19 protein-coding genes are annotated in these 18,617 nt (G+C 69.2%); 10 read left to right on the top strand and 9 right to left on the bottom strand.

Annotation, left to right across the window (positions count from 1 at the left end):
* The first annotated feature begins 250 nt into the window (after positions 1-250).
* The 10 genes from AC5LXK_RS14670 (at position 251) to AC5LXK_RS14715 (ending at position 10,589) form a co-directional block, all read left to right on the top strand.
* Positions 251-904: a COG4648 family protein gene (locus AC5LXK_RS14670; RefSeq protein ID WP_493389462.1), complete on the top strand. Its 654-nt coding sequence runs from the start codon at positions 251-253 to the stop codon at positions 902-904.
* Positions 905-965: 61 nt separating this feature from the next.
* A complete protein-coding gene (locus AC5LXK_RS14675; protein WP_493389463.1) occupies positions 966-2,708 on the top strand; it encodes an AMP-binding protein in 1,743 nt (580 codons plus the stop codon).
* Positions 2,705-3,682, top strand: a complete 978-nt coding sequence (locus tag AC5LXK_RS14680; RefSeq protein WP_493389464.1) for a lysophospholipid acyltransferase family protein — start codon at positions 2,705-2,707, stop codon at positions 3,680-3,682. The genes AC5LXK_RS14675 and AC5LXK_RS14680 overlap by 4 nt, the downstream gene beginning before the upstream one ends.
* Positions 3,679-4,314 (top strand): outer membrane lipoprotein carrier protein LolA, encoded by a 636-nt coding sequence (locus AC5LXK_RS14685; RefSeq protein ID WP_493389465.1) that lies wholly within the window; start codon positions 3,679-3,681, stop codon positions 4,312-4,314. Before AC5LXK_RS14680 ends, AC5LXK_RS14685 begins: the two co-directional genes overlap by 4 nt.
* Complete coding sequence (locus tag AC5LXK_RS14690; protein WP_493389466.1) at positions 4,314-6,779, top strand: MMPL family transporter; 2,466 nt, start codon at positions 4,314-4,316, stop codon at positions 6,777-6,779. The genes AC5LXK_RS14685 and AC5LXK_RS14690 overlap by 1 nt, the downstream gene beginning before the upstream one ends.
* Positions 6,776-7,660, top strand: a complete 885-nt coding sequence (locus AC5LXK_RS14695) for a polysaccharide deacetylase family protein (RefSeq protein ID WP_493389467.1) — start codon at positions 6,776-6,778, stop codon at positions 7,658-7,660. The genes AC5LXK_RS14690 and AC5LXK_RS14695 overlap by 4 nt, the downstream gene beginning before the upstream one ends.
* 63 nt (positions 7,661-7,723) lie before the next feature.
* Positions 7,724-8,935 carry a beta-ketoacyl-[acyl-carrier-protein] synthase family protein gene (locus AC5LXK_RS14700; RefSeq protein WP_493389468.1) on the top strand — a complete coding sequence of 404 codons (1,212 nt, stop codon included), beginning with the start codon at positions 7,724-7,726 and terminating at the stop codon, positions 8,933-8,935.
* Between the two features lie 8 nt (positions 8,936-8,943).
* Positions 8,944-9,759: a beta-ketoacyl synthase chain length factor gene (locus AC5LXK_RS14705; protein ID WP_493389469.1), complete on the top strand. Its 816-nt coding sequence runs from the start codon at positions 8,944-8,946 to the stop codon at positions 9,757-9,759.
* Positions 9,759-10,262, top strand: a complete 504-nt coding sequence (locus AC5LXK_RS14710; protein WP_493389470.1) for a hotdog family protein — start codon at positions 9,759-9,761, stop codon at positions 10,260-10,262. The genes AC5LXK_RS14705 and AC5LXK_RS14710 overlap by 1 nt, the downstream gene beginning before the upstream one ends.
* Positions 10,263-10,289: 27 nt before the next feature.
* A complete protein-coding gene (locus AC5LXK_RS14715; protein WP_493389471.1) occupies positions 10,290-10,589 on the top strand; it encodes a hypothetical protein in 300 nt (99 codons plus the stop codon).
* Between the two features lie 79 nt (positions 10,590-10,668).
* Here the strand turns inward: AC5LXK_RS14715 and AC5LXK_RS14720 are convergent, their stop codons facing one another.
* The 9 genes from AC5LXK_RS14720 to AC5LXK_RS14760 form a co-directional block, all read right to left on the bottom strand.
* Positions 10,669-10,875, bottom strand: a complete 207-nt coding sequence (locus tag AC5LXK_RS14720; protein ID WP_493389472.1) for a hypothetical protein — start codon at positions 10,873-10,875, stop codon at positions 10,669-10,671.
* Between the two features lie 109 nt (positions 10,876-10,984).
* The gene (phbB, locus tag AC5LXK_RS14725; protein ID WP_069747032.1) at positions 10,985-11,728 is read right to left on the bottom strand and encodes an acetoacetyl-CoA reductase; all 744 of its coding nucleotides are present in this window, start codon (positions 11,726-11,728) and stop codon (positions 10,985-10,987) included.
* Between the two features lie 216 nt (positions 11,729-11,944).
* On the bottom strand, positions 11,945-13,126 hold the full coding sequence (locus tag AC5LXK_RS14730) for an acetyl-CoA C-acetyltransferase (protein WP_493389473.1): 1,182 nt from the start codon (positions 13,124-13,126) through the stop codon (positions 11,945-11,947).
* Positions 13,127-13,420: 294 nt separating this feature from the next.
* Positions 13,421-14,005 carry a TIGR01841 family phasin gene (phaP, locus tag AC5LXK_RS14735; RefSeq protein WP_493389474.1) on the bottom strand — a complete coding sequence of 195 codons (585 nt, stop codon included), beginning with the start codon at positions 14,003-14,005 and terminating at the stop codon, positions 13,421-13,423.
* Between the two features lie 503 nt (positions 14,006-14,508).
* Positions 14,509-15,273: a ParA family protein gene (locus tag AC5LXK_RS14740; RefSeq protein WP_122168431.1), complete on the bottom strand. Its 765-nt coding sequence runs from the start codon at positions 15,271-15,273 to the stop codon at positions 14,509-14,511.
* A gap of 101 nt (positions 15,274-15,374) precedes the next feature.
* Positions 15,375-15,998 carry a DNA-3-methyladenine glycosylase gene (locus tag AC5LXK_RS14745; protein WP_493389475.1) on the bottom strand — a complete coding sequence of 208 codons (624 nt, stop codon included), beginning with the start codon at positions 15,996-15,998 and terminating at the stop codon, positions 15,375-15,377.
* Entirely contained in the window at positions 15,985-16,515 is a 531-nt protein-coding gene (gene mug / locus AC5LXK_RS14750) for a G/U mismatch-specific DNA glycosylase (protein ID WP_493389476.1), read from the bottom strand. Before mug ends, AC5LXK_RS14745 begins: the two co-directional genes overlap by 14 nt.
* A gap of 141 nt (positions 16,516-16,656) precedes the next feature.
* Entirely contained in the window at positions 16,657-17,208 is a 552-nt protein-coding gene (locus AC5LXK_RS14755; protein ID WP_493389477.1) for a single-stranded DNA-binding protein, read from the bottom strand.
* A gap of 100 nt (positions 17,209-17,308) precedes the next feature.
* Entirely contained in the window at positions 17,309-18,496 is a 1,188-nt protein-coding gene (locus AC5LXK_RS14760) for an MFS transporter (protein ID WP_493389478.1), read from the bottom strand.
* Between the last annotated feature and the right edge of the window lie 121 nt (positions 18,497-18,617).

Below are 18,617 nucleotides of genomic sequence, written 5' to 3' on the forward strand. Positions count from 1 at the left end.
CGGCCGCGCCCGCCCCGAACACGCGATGCGGCGGCCCTAAAATGAGCGTGCCCGACCACCGGCCCGGACTCGCGTCCCGGCCGCCATTCATATGATGTTTGATGGCCCGACCACCGCGTCCGGCCACGATTCGCCCGATGTCTCCAGTCATGCCGCATTTGTCCCACCGCTCCATTCCGGTTCGCCCGTCCGTCAGCCGCCGTGCCGCGGCCGCCGGCAGGTGCCCGCGCCACACGCACGGAGGCCGCCGATGAGCAGGCTGCTGCCCGTCGAGCGCGGCATGGCCGCGGTCGGCGCCGTGGCGGCCTACCAGGCCGGCGCGCACTACGCGGCCGCGACGCCGGGTGCGCACGGCTTCGGCCTGGCGATGGCGCTCGTGCCGCCGCTGCTGCTCGCGCTGGGCATCGCACTGCGTTCGCCGCATCGCGCAGTGTTCGTGCCGGCATGGCTGCTGGCCGCGGCTGCCCTGTGGGCGGCACGCGCGCCGCTCGCGCAGCACTTCGAATGGGGGCTGTATCTGGAGCACGCGAGCTTCAACATCGCGATGGCGCTGCTGTTCGGCCGCACGCTCGCGGCCGGCGAGGTGCCGCTGTGCACGCGCTTCGCGGCGATGATCCACGGCACGGTCACGCCGGCCGTCGCGCGCTACACGCGGCAGATCACGCTTGCGTGGACGCTGTTCTTCGTCGCGATCGCCGCCGTGTCGACGCTGCTGTTCGCGACCGCGCCGATCGTCACGTGGTCGACGTTCGCGAACTACCTGTCGCTGCCGCTCGTCGCGTTGATGTTCGCCGCCGAGCACGCGTGCCGGCGCTTCGCGCTGCCGCACGAGCCACGGCCGCGGATGGTCGATGCGGTGCGTGCCTATCGCGCGACGACGCACGCGTCGCAGACGTCACGATGAATTCATGACCGGCGCGGCGCCACACGGCCGCACCGGCCTTCGTTCCCGTTTTTACCGATTTATGCCGACTCACCCGCTGGTATTCCATTCCTCGCCGGACCAGACGATCGCCTGGCGCGACGGCACGCCCGTCACCGTCCGCGCATTCGTCGCCGACGTCGCACGCGTGGCCGCCGCGCTACCCGCCGGCGGGCACGTGTTCAACGTGTGCCGCGACCGCTATCGCTTCGCGGTCAGCCTGTGCGCCGCGCTCGTCGCCGGCAAGATCAGCCTGCTGCCGTCGACGCACACGCCGGAAATGGTCCGCCAGCTCGCGACGTTCGCGCCCGATGCGTTCTGCCTGCACGATGCGCCCGACTGCACGATCGACCTGCCGCGCTTCGCGTATCCCGATGCCGCCCCCGGCGAGCTTGCGGACCACGCACCGTTCGTCGTGCCGCAGATCGATGCGGCGCGGATCATGGCCTACGTGTTCACGTCCGGCTCGACCGGAGCTCCAGTGCCGCACCGCAAGACCTGGGGCTTCCTGGTCGGCTGCGTGCGCGCGGCGGCCGATCGCCTCGGGCTGCTCGACGGCCGGGCGGCCACGCTGATCGGCACGGTGCCTCCGCAGCACATGTACGGCTTCGAGTCGACGGTGCTGCTCGCGCTGATCGGCGGCCTCGCATTCAGCAACCGGCAGCCGTTCTACCCGGTCGACATCCGCGACGAACTCGACGCGATCCCGCAGCCGCGCGTGCTCGTCACGTCGCCGATCCACCTGCGTGCGCTGCTGTCCGCAGGTCACGCGCTGCCGCAGGCGGCGCTCGTGCTGTCGGCCACCGCGCCGCTGTCGGAAAAGCTCGCGTGCGAAGCCGAGGCCGCGCTCGATGCGCCGCTCGTCGAAATCTACGGCAGTACCGAAACCGGCCAGGTCGCGACGCGGCGCACGTCGCAAGGCGCGGCGTGGGCGCTGTTCCCTGACATCCGCCTCGACGCCCGCGACGAACCGGGCAGCGACGACAGCGGGCCGACCGTCTGGGTATCGGGCGGGCACGTGGAAGCGCCCGTGCCGATGGGCGACGCGCTCGAACTGCTCGGCGACGGCCGGTTCCTGCTGCACGGCCGCAAGGCCGACCTCGTCAACATCGCCGGCAAGCGCACGTCGCTCGCGTACCTGAACCATCAGCTCAACGCGATTCCGCAGGTGGTCGACGGCGTGTTCTTCATGCCCGACGAAGCCGCGCCCGTGCATGGCGACGCGAGCCTCGAACCGGTCACGCGCCTCGTCGCGCTCGTCGTCGCGCCGACGCTCACGGCCGCCGGCTTGCAGCGCGCGCTGCGCGAGCGGATCGATCCCGCATTCATGCCGCGCCCGCTCGTGTTCGTCGATGCGCTGCCGCGCAACGAAACGGGCAAGCTGCCGCGCGACGTGCTCGCCGCGCTCGTCGCCGGGCATGCGCGCGCGACGTCCGCGCCGACGCCCGGACCTGAAGCGGCCGTCGCGCCCGCACGCACGTTCACGATTCCCGTCGACCATCCGGCACTGCCCGGCCACTTCCCCGGCCATCCGGTCGTGCCGGGCGTCGTGCTGCTCGATCATGCGATCCACACGATCGGCGCGGCGCTGAACCGTCCGCTGCATACGTGGCGGCTCGGGTCCGCAAAATTCCTGAGCCCGGTCGCACCGGGCGAAGCGCTCGATCTCGCGTACGACGTCGCGGCCAGCGGCGCGATCCGCTTCACGCTGCGCGCCGGCGCGCGCGAAGTCGCGACCGGCGTGCTGTCCGCGCCGCCGGCCGCGCCGGATGGCGCGCAACCATGAAGCGCACCGCGTGGGCCGAACGCCAGGAGCGCAGCAATGCCGGCCTGCTGCGCGCGATGACGTGGATCTCGCTGCGCTTCGGCCGGCAGCGCGCGCGCATCGTGCTGCACCTGATCGCGACGTATTTCGTGCTGTTCTCGCCGGTCGCGTGCGCGGCGTCGCGCGACTACCTGCGCCGCGTGCTCGGCCGCCCCGCGCGCTGGCGCGACGTGTACCGGCACGTGTTCACGTTCGCCGCGACGATCCACGACCGCGTCTACCTGATGAACGGGCGTTTCGACCTGTTCGACATCCGGCTGCACGGCGAGACGCTCGTCGACGATGCGCTCGCGGGCGGCCGCGGCGCGTTCCTGATGGGCGCGCACCTCGGCAGCTTCGAGGTCGTGCGCGCGATCGGCCGCACGCACCCGGACCTGCGCGTCGTCGTCACGATGTACGAGAAGAACGCACGCAAGATCAACGCGACGCTCGCCGCGGTGAACCCGGCCGCGAAGCCGGAAGTGATCCCGCTCGGGCAGGTCGACTCGATGCTGAAGGTGCGCGAGCGCCTCGACGCGAACTGCATGGTCGGCATGCTCGCCGACCGCACGCTGCTCGACGATGCGGCCGCGTCGCTGCGGCGGTTGCCGCTGCTCGGCGCGCCGGCCGCGTTCCCGCTCGGGCCGCTTTACATGGCCGCGATGCTGAAGCGCCCGGTGATCTTCATGACGGGCCTCTATCGCGACGGCAACCGCTACGATGTGCACTTCGAGACGCTCGCCGATTTCTCCGACGTGCGGCGCGATGCACGCGCGGCGGCCGTCGACGCGGCACTCGCACGCTACGTCGCGCTGCTCGAAAAATACTGCCGCGCGGCGCCGTACAACTGGTTCAACTATTTCGATTTCTGGCAAGGCGGCGATGCCGCGGCCGCACGCCGCGACACGGCGCACGCCGGTGCCGACCTGCCCGCCACGAGGGATTCCGACGCATGACCGCCGTTCGCCGCCGCCTGTTTCCGTTCTCGCTGCACCGCGCCGCCGGCGTGCTCGCCGCGACCGCCGCCGCGATCGCGCTGGCCGCGCCCGCACACGCGGCCGACACCGGAACGGCATGGACCCTCGACCGGCTGATGTCGACGCTCGCACAACACAAGTCGGGACGCGCGACGTTCACCGAAACCAAGTACCTGTCGATCGCCACGCAGCCGGTCGAATCGTCCGGCGAACTCATGTTTGTCGCGCCCGATCATCTCGAAAAACACACGCTGAGTCCGAAGCCCGAACACCTCGTCGTCGACGGCGACATGCTCACCGTCGAGCGCAACAACCGCAAGTACACGCTCGCGCTCGCGCGCTATCCGGAACTCGGCGCATTCATCGACAGCATCCGCGCGACGCTCGCCGGTAACCGCTTCGCGCTCGAGCAGGTGTACAAGGTCGCCCTTTCCGGGCGCGGCGACGACTGGACGCTGACGCTCACGCCGCTCGATTCGCGAATGCTGAAGGTCGTCAGCACGATCACGCTCGACGGCACGCGCGACGCGCTCCGCCGCGTAGCGATCCAGCAGGCCGACGGCGATCATTCCGTGATGCGCCTGCAACCCGTCGCAACGAGCACGAACTGATGGACGAGCGCACGCGCCCGACGCCCGTTGCCCGCCGCCTGCATGCATGGCGGCAGCGCGCGGTGCTCGTGTGGCTGCTCGCGCTCGTCGCGTGCGGCGTCGCGATCGGGCGCGCGCACTTCACGGCCGACCTGTCCGCGTTCCTGCCGAGTGCGCCGAGCGCCGGGCAGCGCGTGCTCGTCGACCAGTTGCGCGACGGCATCGTGTCGCGATTGATCCTCGTCGCGATCGACGGCGGCGATACGGCCACGCGCGCCGCGCTGTCGCGGCGTGTCGCCGGCGCGCTGCGCACCGATCCGCAATTCGCGGCCGTGCACAACGGCGAAGCCGCGAATGATGCGCGCGATCGCGCGTTCGTCTTCGATCACCGCTACCTGCTGAGCCCCGCCGTCACGCCGCAGCGCTTCAGCGCCGCCGGCCTGCACCAGGCCCTCGGCGACAGCCTCGACCTGCTGAGCTCGTCGGCCGGCCTCGTCGCCAAGGCGATGCTGCCACGCGACCCGACCGGCGAAGTCACCGCGCTCGTCGACCAGCTCGACAGCGCGGCCGAACCGGCGAGCCGCGACGGCGTATGGGCGTCGCGCGACGGCACGCGCGCGGTACTCGTCGTGCAGACGGCTGCCGCCGGGTCCGATACCGACGCGCAGGCACACGCGATCGACACCGTTCTCCGAGCGTTCGCCGCGGCGAAGCAGGCCGTCCCGAATGCCGCCGCGACCACGCTCGCAATGACGGGCCCCGGCGTATTCTCGGTCGACGCACGCGACACGATCCGGCACGACGTCGAACGCCTGTCGACGGCGAGCGTCGTGCTGATCGTCGCGCTGCTGCTCACGCTGTACCGTTCGCCACGCACGCTCGCGCTCGGATTGCTGCCGGTGCTGACGGGTGTCGCGGCCGGGATCGCGGCGGTCAGCGTCGCGTTCGGCACGGTCCACGGACTGACGCTCGGCTTCGGCACGACGCTGATCGGCGAAGCCGTCGACTATTCGATCTACCTGTTCGTGCAATCGGCGCAGGCCGGCACGCGCGGCGCCCGCCCGGCCGACGCGACCCGTGCGTGGGTCGCCGCGTACTGGCCGACGATCCGGCTCGGCGTGCTGACGTCCGTGTGCGGGTTCGCGTCGATGCTGTTCTCCGGGTTCCCGGGCCTCGTGCAGCTCGGGCTGTATTCGATCGTCGGGCTGACGGCCGCGGCGCTCGTCACGCGCTTCGTGCTGCCGCATCTGCGCGGAGAACATGTCGCGATCCGCGACGTGTCGCGCGTCGGCGCGGTGCTTGCGCGTGCGGCCGACGCCGCGCCGCGGCTGCGCTGGCCGCTCGCGGTGCTCGTGGTTGCCGCGTGCGCGACGCTCGTGCTGCATCGCGACGGCCTGTGGAGCCGCGAGCTCGCGGCGCTCAGCCCCGTGCCGGCGCAAGCGCAGGCCCTCGACGCGCGGCTGCGCGCCGATGTCGGCGCACCCGACGTGCGCTACCTCGTCGTGATTTCCGCATCGACCCAACAGGCCGCACTCGAAGGCGCGGAGAAAGTGGCCGCGCAATTGCAGCCGCTCGTCGACCAGGGTGCGCTCGCCGGTTTCGAGAGCCCAGCCCGCTACCTGCCGAGCGATGCCGCGCAGCGCGCGCGCCAGGCGAGCCTGCCGGATTCCGCCGTGCTCGCCGCCCGGATGCGCGACGCCGTCGCGAACCAGTCGATCGCGGTGAAGCCGGACCTGTTTGCGCCGTTCCTTGCCGACGTCGACGCCGCGCGTCACGCGCCGCTGCTGACGCGCGCGGATTTGCGCGGCACGTCGATGGCGCTCGCCGTCGACGCGCTGCTGACCGAACGTGACGGCCGCTGGAGTGCGATGCTGCCGCTTCGTGCACCGGACGCCGCGCGCGCCGCACAGCAGCCCGCATCGGGACTCGATGCCGCACCGATTCGCGCGGCCGTCGCACGCGCGGATGTGCCCGATGCGCTGTTCGTCGACATGAAGGCCGAAGCCGATCGCCTGTACGTGAGCTACGTGCACGAGGACATCCGGCTGTCGCTCGCGGGCTTCGCCGCGATCGCCGTGCTGTTGCTGATCGCGCTGCGTTCGCCGCGCCGTGTCGTGCGCGCACTCGCGCCGCTCGTCGCGGCCGTGCTGGTCGTGACGGCCGGCTTCGCGCTCGCCGGCGTGCAGCTGACGATCCTGCATCTCGTCGGAATGCTGCTGATCGTCGCGGTCGGCTCGAATTACGCACTGTTCTTCTGCAAGCGCGACGACGCGCAGCCTGTGACGCCCTACACGCTCGTGTCGCTGCTGATCGCGAACCTCGCGACGGTCGCCGGCTTCGGGCTGCTCGCGCTGTCGCGCGTGCCGCTGCTCGAAACCTTCGGGCTGACCGTCGGCCCCGGCGCGATGCTCGCGCTCGCGTTCGCGGCGATTCTCGCGCCGCGTGCCGAGGCCGCCGGCAAGCGTCATCCAGAGCGAACGGCATGAACGCACCGTCTGCCATTCCGCCCCGCCACGCAGGCGACACGCGCCGCTGGAAACCGACGCCGCTGATCGCAGGCGCCGCCGCACTGCATGCGGGCGCGGCCGCCGCCGTCATCGCGCAACCGGCCACGTGGCCATGGGCCGTCGGTGGCGTGGTCGCGTCCCATCTCGCGCTGACCGCCGCCGGCCTGTGGCCGCGCAGCTCGCTGCTCGGCCCGAACTGGACGCGCCTGCCGGCGGGCGCGGGCCGCCGCATCGCACTGACGATCGACGACGGCCCGGATCCGGACGTCACGCCGCGCGTGCTCGACCTGCTCGACCGTTACGACGCGCGTGCGACGTTCTTCTGCATCGGCGATCTCGCGCGCCGCCATCCCCGCTGGATCGAGGCGATCGTCGCGCGCGGCCATGCGGTCGAGAACCACAGCCAGCGGCACCGGCATACATTCTCGCTGTCCGGGCCTGCCGCGCTGCGACGCGAGATCGCGGCCGCGCAGCAGACGCTGACCGAGATTGCCGGCACGCGCCCGCTGTTCTTCCGTGCGCCGGCCGGCCTGCGCAATCCGTTTCTCGAACCGGTGCTGTGTGAATTCGGCCTGCAGCTGGCGAGCTGGACGCGGCGCGGCTTCGACACGCGCGCACGCGATGCCGCGACCGTTACGCGCCGGCTGCTGCACGGCCTCGATGCGCGCGACATCCTGCTGGTGCACGACGGTCACGCGGCGCGCGATCCGCGCGGCGAACCGGTCGTCCTCGACGTGCTGCAGGCGGTGCTGCGCGCCGCCGCCGATGCGCAGTTGCACTGGACCACGCTGCGCGCGGCGCTCGCGCCCGAACCGCCCGGCCAGCCGGGCATTCCCGGCCCCCCGTTTGATAAAATCTGACCTCGAACGGCGCGCCTGCCAGCCCTGCTGCGGCGCCCGTTCCGGCCACCGGATGCGACCCTCGTGAAACCTCTCCTGCTCTCGCACTTCACCGCCACCAGCTGCATCGGCCGCGGCCTCGACGCGACCCTCGATGCGCTGCGCCATGCGCGCGGCGGGCTCGTGCCGTGCAACTTCGAGCGCGCGGATCTCGACACGTGGATCGGCGCGGTGGACGGCGTCGATGCGCAACCCGTGCGCGCCGACCTCGCCGATTTCGAATGCCGCAACAACCGTCTCGCGCAACTCGGCCTCGTGCAGGACGGCTTCGACGCACGTGTCGCAGCGGCTGTCGCGCGCTACGGCGCCGCACGCGTCGGCGTGTTCGTCGGCACGAGCACGGCCGGCATCCTCGAAACCGAACGCGCGTACCGGCATCGCGATCCCGCCAGCGGCGCGCTGCCTGCCGACTTCCGCTATGCGCACACGCACAACCCGTATTCGCCGGCTGCGTTCGTCCGTGCGTATTTCGCGCTGCGCGGGCCGGCAATGGCGATCTCGTCCGCGTGTTCGTCGGGCGCGAAGGTGTTCGGCTCCGCGCGCCGCATGATCGAGGCCGGGCTGATCGACGCGGCCGTCGTCGGCGGCGTCGATTCGCTGTGCCTGACGACGCTGTACGGCTTCAATTCGCTCGAACTGCTGTCGCGCCGGCCATGCCGGCCGTTCGACGTCGCGCGCGACGGCATCTCGATCGGCGAGGCCGCCGCGTTCGCGCTCGTCGAGCGCGTGCCCGAGCCGCCCACCGCGCTCGACGACGATGCGATCCTGCTGCTCGGCATCGGCGAATCGAGCGACGCGCATCACATGTCATCGCCGCATCCGGACGGGCTCGGCGCGCGCACCGCGATCGAGCAGGCGCTGGCGTCCGCCGGCCTCGGCGCGCACGACATCGACTACGTGAACCTGCACGGCACCGCGACGCCGAGCAACGACGCGGCCGAAAGCCGCGCGATCGGCGCGCTGTTCGCGAGCACGCCGTGCAGCTCGACGAAGGGCGCGACCGGCCATACGCTAGGCGCGGCCGGCGCGCTCGAAGCGGTCGTCGCCGCGCTCGCGCTGCGCGAGCAGTTCGTGCCGGCCGGCGTCAACACGACGCAGCCCGATCCGGCACTCGCCGCCGACTACGTGCTCGCCAGCCGCGAGACACGGGTGCGCGCGGTCCTGTCCAATTCGTTCGGCTTCGGCGGCACGAATTGCAGCCTGATCCTCGGCCGTGCCGACCACGCACGCCGTTGAGGCCCGCCATGACACTCACCGCCTTCATCGAAAGCATCGGCCTCGTCGGGCCGGGATTGACCGACTGGCCGCACGCGGCCGACGTGCTCGCGGGCCGCGTGCCCTATGCCCCCGCCCGCACCGACCTGCCGCCGCCGGCCGGGCTGCCGTCGGCCGAGCGGCGCCGCACGGGCCCCGTCGTACGCGCGGCGCTCGCGGTCGGCCACGAAGCGGTGGCCGCGAGCGGTCGCGACGCCGCCACGCTCGCGACCGTGTTCAGCGCATCCGGCGGCGACGGCCCGAACTGCCACGCGATCTGCGAGACGCTTGCCGGCGACGATCGCCAGCTGTCGCCGACGCGCTTTCACAACTCCGTGCACAACGCGCCCGCCGGTTACTGGAGCATCGCGACCCGCGCGATGGCGACGTCGAACGTGCTGTGCGCGCACGACGGCAGCTTCTGCGCCGGCCTGCTCGAGAGCCTGTGCCAGGTCGTCGTCGATCGCGTGCCGAGCCTCCTGATCGCATACGACACCGACTACCCGGAACCGCTGCGCGCGGTGCGGCCGATCGGCGACGCGTTCGGCGTCGCGCTCGTGCTCGCGCCCGACGCAAGCGAACACGCGCTCGCCCGCATCGACGTGCAGCTCACCGACGCCCCCGCCACGACACTCGCGAATGCCGAACTCGACGCGCTGCGCGGCGGCAACCCGGCCGCACGTGTACTGCCGCTGCTCGACGCGCTGGCCGCGCGGCGCTCGGCGCGCGTCGTGCTCGACTACCTGGCCGATACGCGCGTGCAGATCGACGTCGCGATGCCCGAATCCTTCGCGGAGCGTGCGTGATGACCGCGACGCTTCCGCTTGCGCCCCCGCTCGACCACGCATGGATCGCCGCGCACATTCCGCACGCCGGCACGATGTGCATGCTCGATTCGGTCGATGCGTGGGATACCGAACGCATCCGCTGCACCGCGACGAGCCACCGCGATCCGCACAACCCGCTGCGCTCGCACGGCCGGCTCGCATCGGTCTGCGGCATCGAATACGCGGCGCAGGCGATGGCCGTGCACGGCGCGCTGCTCGGCGCGCATGAAGCACGCCCGCGCGTCGGTTATCTCGCGAGCGTGCGCAACGTCGACGTGTTCGTCGACCGGCTCGACACGTTCGAGCAGCCGCTCACCGTCGACGCGGAACGTGTGAGCGGCGACGGCCGCTCGGTGCTGTACGGCTTCGCGCTGCGCTGCGGCGACCGCGTGCTGCTGTCCGGCCGCGCCGCGGTGATGCTTGACGCATCGGCGGCCGGCACGTTTCAGCCGGCGCCTGCCGGCACCCCGAATCCTCGCTGAAGAGGCAACCCCCAAGGAAACCAGGCCGTGAAAGTTCGTCAGTTCATTGGTACCGCGCTCGTTCTGGCGCTGATCAGCCCGATCGCGCACGCGGACATGTCGGAAGTGAAACAGGACATCAAGCGCGATTCGAAGGAAGCCGCGCACAAGACCGGCGAAGCGGCGCGCAGCTTCGGCCACGCGACCGCGAGCGCCGCGAAGGCGGTCGGGCACGGCGTCGCCCATGTGTCGCGCGAAGGCTGGGATGCCACCAAGCGCACGACGAAACGGATCTTCCACAAGAACGACTCGGGCGAGTCGACCGGAAAGAGCGAAAGGAACGAGTGATCACGCGTCCCGCGCGCATTGCCGACGGCATGCGCGCGGGGCGTGACCGTTCATCGATCGCGCCGCGCCGGTACCGCCGTCAACGCGCGCCGCGCATCCGGCGTGCCTGCCGAACCGGCCTGCGCGCGAAGCACCTGCCGTACGCGACGAGCCAGCAATCGCGATGATCGAAGTTTCGCAGCAGCCGCGCGCGGCGCCGCTCGAGCCAGTAGAGCGAGATCGCCATCGTCAGCGCGACGGCCAGTGCCGAGCCGCCGATCGCGATTCCCATCCAGGTGTCGCCCATGCATTCTCCGGAATACGAGGCCGAAGCAGCGTGCAGGCCGCCGCTCCGGTACTGGGTATGGCGGAACGCGGCCCGTCACGTGCGCGAACGCCGTGCGGGCCGCCGTGCATCAGTGCATGTGCTGGCCACCGTTGATCGCGATGTTGGAGCCCGTCACGAAGCCGGCCTCCTCCGAGCACAGGTAGGCCACCAGCGCCGCGACTTCCTCGGGCTTGCCGAGCCTGCCCGCCGGAATCTGCGGGAGGATCTTCGTGTCGAGGATGTCCTGCGGGATCGCCGTCACCATCTTCGTCGCGAGATAACCCGGCGACACCGTGTTCACCGTCACGCCCTTGCGCGCGATCTCGAGCGCGAGCGATTTCGTGAAGCCGTGCATGCCGGCCTTCGCGGCCGCGTAGTTGGTCTGGCCGACCGACCCCTTCGAGCCGTTCACCGACGAGATGTTGACGATGCGGCCCCAGCCGCGCTCGACCATGCTTTCGCAGACGGGCTTCGTCATGTTGAACACGGAGTCGAGGTTCGTGCGGATCACCGCATCCCAGTTGACCTTGTCGAGCTTGCGCAGCGTCATGTCGCGCGTGATGCCCGCGTTGTTCACGAGAATGTCGACCGGGCCGACGTCCCGCACGATCTTCTCGATGCATTGCTGGCACGAATCGTGATCGGCCACGTCCACCGGGTACGCATGGAACTCGCGGCCGGCCGCATGCATCTCGGTCAGCCAGCGGTCCGCACCGGCGTTGTTCGGCGAATACGTGACGACTACCCGGTGGCCCGCGTCGTTCAACCTGATGCTGACCGCTTCGCCAAGACCGCCCATTCCACCAGTCACAACTGCAATTCGCTTAGTCATCCTATAAATTACCGACAAAAAAAGTAATCGATGAAAGCGGGGCGGCGGCGTCGCATCTGCTGCCGCCCCACCGCTTCGATGCGCAGCCGCCCGCGTCGCGGGCACGGCACGCATCGGCAACTCGCGCGAGTTATTGGCTGCTTGTCATGCGCGAATACCGCGTGGTTCGCCGCGATGCCGGCCAGCGCCGCAGCGAACCGTGTCGTCAGACCTGCTTCACGCGCGCTCGACCGCGAGCGCGACGCCCATCCCGCCGCCGATGCACAGCGACGCCAGCCCGCGCTTCGCATCCCGCTTGACCATCTCGTGCAGCAGCGTCACCAGGATCCGGCAGCCTGACGCACCGATCGGGTGACCGATCGCGATCGCTCCGCCGTTCACGTTCACCTTCGACGTGTCCCAGCCCATCTGCTTGTGCACCGCCAGCGCCTGCGCCGCAAACGCCTCGTTGATCTCCATCAGGTCCAGGTCGCCCGGTGTCCAGCCCGCGCGCTCCAGGCACCGGCGCGACGCCGGTACCGGGCCCATGCCCATCACGCTCGGATCGACACCCGCGTTCGCGTACGCCTTGATCCGCGCCAGCGGCGTCAGGCCCAGCGCCGCCGCCTTCTGCGCCGACATCACCAGCACCGCCGCCGCGCCGTCGTTCAGCCCCGACGCGTTCGCCGCCGTCACCGAGCCGTCCTTCGAGAACGCCGGCTTCAGCCCCGACAGCGATTCCGCCGTCACGCCGTGACGCACGAATTCGTCCGTCGCGAACTGCAGCGGCTCGCCCTTGCGTTGCGGAATCGCCACCGGCACGATTTCGTCGTTGAAGCGGCCGGCCTTCTGCGCGGCTTCCGCCTTGTTCTGCGACAGCGCCGCGAATGCGTCCTGCTCTTCGCGCGTGATCCCGTATTCCTTCGCGACGTTTTCCGCCGTGATGCCCATGTGGTACTGGTTGTACACGTCCCACAGGCCGTCGACGATCATCGTGTCGACCAGCTTCGCGTCGCCCATCCGGAACCCGTCGCGCGAGCCCGGCAGCACGTGCGGCGACGCGCTCATGTTTTCCTGGCCGCCCGCGATCACGATGTCCGCGTCGCCCGCGACGATCGCGTTCGCCGCCAGCATCACCGCCTTCAGGCCCGAGCCGCACACCTTGTTGATCGTCATCCCCGGCACTGCCGTCGGCAGCCCGGCCTTGATCAGCGACTGCCGCGCCGGGTTCTGCCCCGAGCCGGCCGTCAGCACCTGGCCCAGGATCACTTCGCTGACCTGATCGGGCTTCACGCCCGCACGCTCCAGCACCGCGCGGATCACCGTCGCGCCCAGCTCGGGCGCCGCAATCTTCGCAAGCGAGCCGCCGAATTTGCCGACCGCGGTCCGCGCGGCCGATACGATCACTACGTCCGTCATGTTCAATTCCTGCATCGAAATCGGTTCGTCGTTGTGACGCCGGCACGCGCCGGCTGCAACGGGCGATGGCGCGCGTCGGGCCATCCGGCGCGATCACGGTCGCGCGCCTCCATACGCCATTCGGCACGCCGCGCCGGTTCGCACCGACAGCGCGACGCGCCGGCACGGGTATCCGTGCACCGGCGTCTCGCGGCAAACCGGACGTTCGCCGGCCCCTGCGTGGCACACACGGGGCCCGCGCCATCCGGCGCCGATCAAGCGTGTCGCGCTCGCACGCGACACGCGGTCATGCCGTTACGCAGCCGATTCGCGCGCAGCCGCTGCGTCCTTGCGGGCGGCGGCAGCCGTCTGCTTGGCGCCGCGCGCGGCCGTTTCGCTGACCGCATCGAAGCCGCTCTGCGCGGCTTCGATCGCCTGGCCCGTCGCTGCGCGCACGGAGTCGGCCGCAGCCGTCGCCGCCGACAGCGCCGAATTCAGCGCGGCCACCACCGGTGCCGAGCCGGCCGGCGCATGCTTCGACAGTTCGCCGAGCGCGTCCTTCAGGCGCTTGTCGTTCTGTTCGTATTGCGCCTGCGCGACCTTCGCCCATTCGGACTGCGTCGACACCGCGATGTCGAACAGATGACGGCCGTACGACACGACCTTGCCGGCGGCTTCCTGCGGCGCGGCGATCTGCTGCGCGAAACCCGCGGCCGGATTGTTGCTGTTGAACGCGTTCTTCAGCTTGTCTTCGTATTCCTCGAGCGCCGTCCGGGCCGCTTGCAGGTTGAGTTCGACGACAGCCTCGAAACCATGGATCGCCGGACGGGCAATCGCAAACCACGCGGCGATACCGGTTTGATAATCGGCGGCGATTTTTTCGGGGGCAAATACGGACATCGGGCACGCTCCTGTTAGCAATGCGAGAGACGACGTAAAGAAAAATGGAAGCTTGACCGGAAACTTGCTTCCTTATTGACAACCCGTCACTTATTCGAGTGCGAGAAGTTGAAGGAGGCCATTCTAGATCGATTAATTGTCAATTAAATGGCATTAATACTAGGTGTAAACCCTTATTTCATGTTCTAACAGCCGCTGAAGCTTATGACACGCTGACATCGCAGATGGAAATGCCGGTTCGCTCTGTCCCGCAATGTCTTTTTACCTTTTTACAGCATAGCGCATCGTGACGTCGCGCAACATTTACCAATCCATTATTCCGTTTATTAGAAAACCAGCCGTCATTGAAAATGGAGCGGTCACTTATGTAATCGTTTTTTCTTGATTTATTATGAAATCGTTATCGTGATTATTAATGACGGAATCAATGATCGGACGAATTGCGGGTCGCAATAAAAAACGGCCGCGTGAAGCGGCCTCGGTCGATGCGGGCGGATGCGGAATCAGCCGGCCAGTTCCCGGTGCAGTGCGCGGAATTCCTGCGCGAGCTTGTGTCCCGGCTCGAGATGGATCACCGGCGTCGACTGCTGATGCGATTCGCGGATCTTCACCGACGCCGACAGCCTCGACGCGAGTACCGGCAGCCCTTCGTCGACGAGCTCGTCGACCAGCCGTTGCGGCAGGCTCGCGCGCGGCTGGAACTGGTTGATGACGATCCCTTCCACCTCGAGCGCCGCGTTGTGGTCCTGCTGGATTTCCTTCACGTTCTCGAGCAGCGTGTACAGCGCGCGGCGCGAGAAATCGTCGCAGTCGAACGGAATCAGGCAGCGCTCGACCGCGATCAGCGCCGAGCGCGTATAGAAATTCAGCGCGGGCGGCGTGTCGATGTACACGGCATCGTAGGTGTCGAGCTCGTTCAGCGCATCGCGCAGCTTGTAGATCTTGTAGCGCGATTCGAGCTTGCCGTGCAGCGTGTCGAGATCCGGATGCGCGGGCATCACGTCGAGCCCTTCGAACGGGGTCGGATGGATGAACGACGCGACGTCGACCGGACGGAAGTTGAAGGTCAGCGCGGTTTCGAAGAAGCCGGCCACACCCGGTTGCGCATCGGCCGCGGCGTCGCCGAGCAGGTAGCGCGTGGAATTCGCCTGCGCATCGAGGTCGATGACGAGCGTGCGCAGCCCTTCGCTCGCACTGATCGCCGCCAGGTTGCAGACGATCGTCGATTTGCCCACGCCGCCCTTCTGGTTGAATACGACCCGCCGCATGGTGTCTCCTCGATCGAAACGTCGAAAAGACCAGCTTAGCCGGTCAATCGTGGCGGCCGCGTGACGCAGGTCGAAATGCGTGCGACTGTGCACCGCACGCGTCACACGCGCGGCAGCGCCCCCGACACGTACCGGTTGCCGGGCACATGCCACCGCCACGGGAAAGCCGTGCCGACGCGAATGCCGATGCGCGGCCCGGCAGCCGGATTCGCGGGCGGCGCCATGCCGTCGTCGACGATCGCGAACCCTTCGTGCGCGCCGACCAGGTCGACGCCGTCCTGCGCGCCGCCGATCCCCATCGCCTGGGTCAGCCGCGCCGGCCCGCGGCACAGGTCGCGATCGCGCGTCTGCGGCGGCCGTGCCGCGCGCATCCGGTCGAGCCCGTGCAGCGGCTCGATTGCACGGATCAGCACACCGGTGCCCGCGCCGTCCGGGCCACACACGCAGTTGCAGCACCAGTGCATGCCATATGTGAAATAGACGTAGAGGTGCCCCGGCGGCCCGAACATCGTCGCGTTGCGCGGCGTTTTGCCGCGATAGGTGTGCGCCGCCGGATCGATCGCGCCGGCGTAGGCCTCCACTTCGACGATGCGGCCGGCCCTTCCATCTGCTGCCACGAGGATCTTGTTGAGCAGTTGCGGCGCGACGTCGGTCGCCGTGCGGTCGAAGAACGCGCGCGGCAGCACGGTGCCCGGCCAGACGGGCGCCGCCTTACCGCGCCGCATCCTGCCCCTCCGTCATCGTCGCCAGATAAAGCTCACGGTACGCCTCGACCAGGTCGTCCAGCCCGAATGCGAGATTTCTCCCGCTGGGATTGGGGAGCACCCAGACGCGCGCATGCTGGATGCGGGCCGGCTGCAATCCCCACGCCACTTCGCGTTGCCCCGACAGCGCCGAATACGCGGCCTTGCCGAGAAAGGCGACGAAACGCGGTGCGTAACGCGCGACCTTCTGCTCGAATCCGGCGGCCGCTGCGACGAATTCCGCGCGCGACAGTTGATCGGCGCTCGCGGTCGGCCGCTTCACCACCGCCGTCAAGCCGCAGCCGTACCGGAGGATCGCGCGATCGTCCTGCGGCGAAATTTCGGCCGGCGTGAAGCCCGCGAGATGGATCACGCGCCAGAAGCGGTTGTTTCTTCCCGCGAAGTGATGCCCGGTCGCGGCCGCGGTCAGGCCGGGGTTGATCCCGCAGAACAGGATGTCGAGATGGTCGGCGATGAGGTCGGGAAGTTCGTCAGCCATGCTTTGTCCAGGGTACGGGTACGGGTACGACGTACGGGAACAGGAACGACGTAAACGAAGAAAGGCCCGAAGACCCGGGCCAAGCGGCTTGCTTGACTCGGACATTCGGGCCCATCGTGATGCGGGATGCCTGTTTGCCGATCAGAACGGGATATCGTCGTCCATCTCGTCGAAGCCGCCGCCGGCCGGTGCGCTCGGACGGCTTTGCGCGCCGCCGCCTGCACCGCCACGCGCCGCGCCGCTGGCACGACCGCCGCCGCCACCGCCGCGCTCCATCTGTTCGCCGCGACCACCGCCACCACCGTAGCCGCCGCCGTAACCGCCTTCGTCACCACCACCGCCGCCGCCGCCGCCCGCACCGCGGCCGCCGAGCATCTGCATCTGTTCGGCCACGATTTCGGTCGAGTAACGATCCTGGCCGTCCTGGCCTTGCCACTTGCGCGTGCGGATACGGCCTTCGATATAGACCGACGAACCCTTCTTCAGGTATTCGCTGACAATTTCCGCCAGACGGCCGAAGAACGCGACGCGATGCCACTCGGTCATTTCCTTGAAATCGCCGCTCGTCTTGTCCTTGTAGCGGTCGGTCGTCGCGAGACGGATGTTCGCAACCGCGTCGCCGCTCGGCAGGTAACGGACTTCAGGATCGGCGCCGAGATTGCCGACGAGGATGACCTTGTTGACGGATGCCATGTGTTTCTCCAGTAAATTCGATGCCGGGCCGCCCACGCATGTCGCCGGGACGGCCCACCGGGCAAGCCGGCGCGCTGCCGGTGCCTGCCCGAAATAAGGTTCAGGCCTTGCGCGGCGGCGCTTTCATGCTGGCCGCGATTATAAGCCACGCGGCCACGAGCCCCGAACACGCGTAGAACACCGTGTTCGCGCCGCCGTGCTTCAGCAGCCAGCCGCCCGCGATGCCGCCGAGCGCGAGCCCGATCGACTGCGTGGTGTTGTAAACCCCCGTGGCCGCACCCTTGCGCGAACCCGGCGCGAGCTTCGACACCAGCGACGGCTGCGACGCTTCCAGGATGTTGAACCCGAGGAAGTAGACGAACAGAATCCCCGCCACAATCAGGATGGTATGCGGTGCGCTGCCGAGCAACAATTGGCCGATCAGGATAGCCAGGATGCCGCCGAGCAGCACCGGCTTCATCTTGCCCCGTTTTTCCGCCACGATGATCGCCGGCACCATCATCACGAACGCGAGCCCCATCACCGGCAGGTACACCTTCCAGTGCGACGCGACCGGCAGCCCGCCGTCGACCAGCAGGCGCGGCACGACGAGGAACAGCGCCGTCTGCGTCGCGTGCAGCACCAGCACGCCGAAGTTCAGGCGCAGCAGTTCGACGTTGTGCAGCACCTCGGCGAACGGCGCCGGCACGTGCACGGGCTTCGCCGCATCGGGCACGATCCACAGCACGACGCCGATCGCGAGGATCGACAGCACGCCGACGATCGCGAACAGCCCGCTCATCCCGACCCAGTGGAATACGATCGGCGCGCCGACGATCGCGACCGCGAACGACACGCCGATCGAGCCGCCGACCATGGCCATCGCCTTCGTGCGGTTCTGCTCGGAGGTCAGGTCGGCGATGAACGCGAGCACCGCGGACGACACCGCGCCCATCCCCTGGATCACGCGGCCGACGATGATCCACGTGATGTCGTGCGCGGACGCCGCGACGAAACTGCCGATCGCGAAGATCACGAGGCCCGTGGCGATCACCGGCTTGCGGCCGAACTTGTCGGACGCCCAGCCGTAGAAGATGTAGAACAGCGACTGCGTGACGCCGTAGGCCCCGAGCGCGAGACCGACGAGCAGCACGTTGTCGCCGCCCGGGATGGTTTTCGCGTAGACCGAGAACACCGGCATGATCATGAACAGGCCGAGCATGCGCAGCGCGAAGATCGCCGCGAGCGACGTGGTCGCGCGCAGTTCGGGCGCAGTCATGCGGGAAGACGTGGCAGACGGATTGGACATCGGGAATGAATTTCGAATGATCGGAATGTCCGCCCGGCAGCGGGCGGCGGAAGATCAGGACCGGCGGCCCGGGAGCCTGGCGGGCGACACGTCGGGGCGGGATGCAGGCGGCCTGCGGGCC

This window comes from Burkholderia pulmonis (assembly GCF_984667975.1).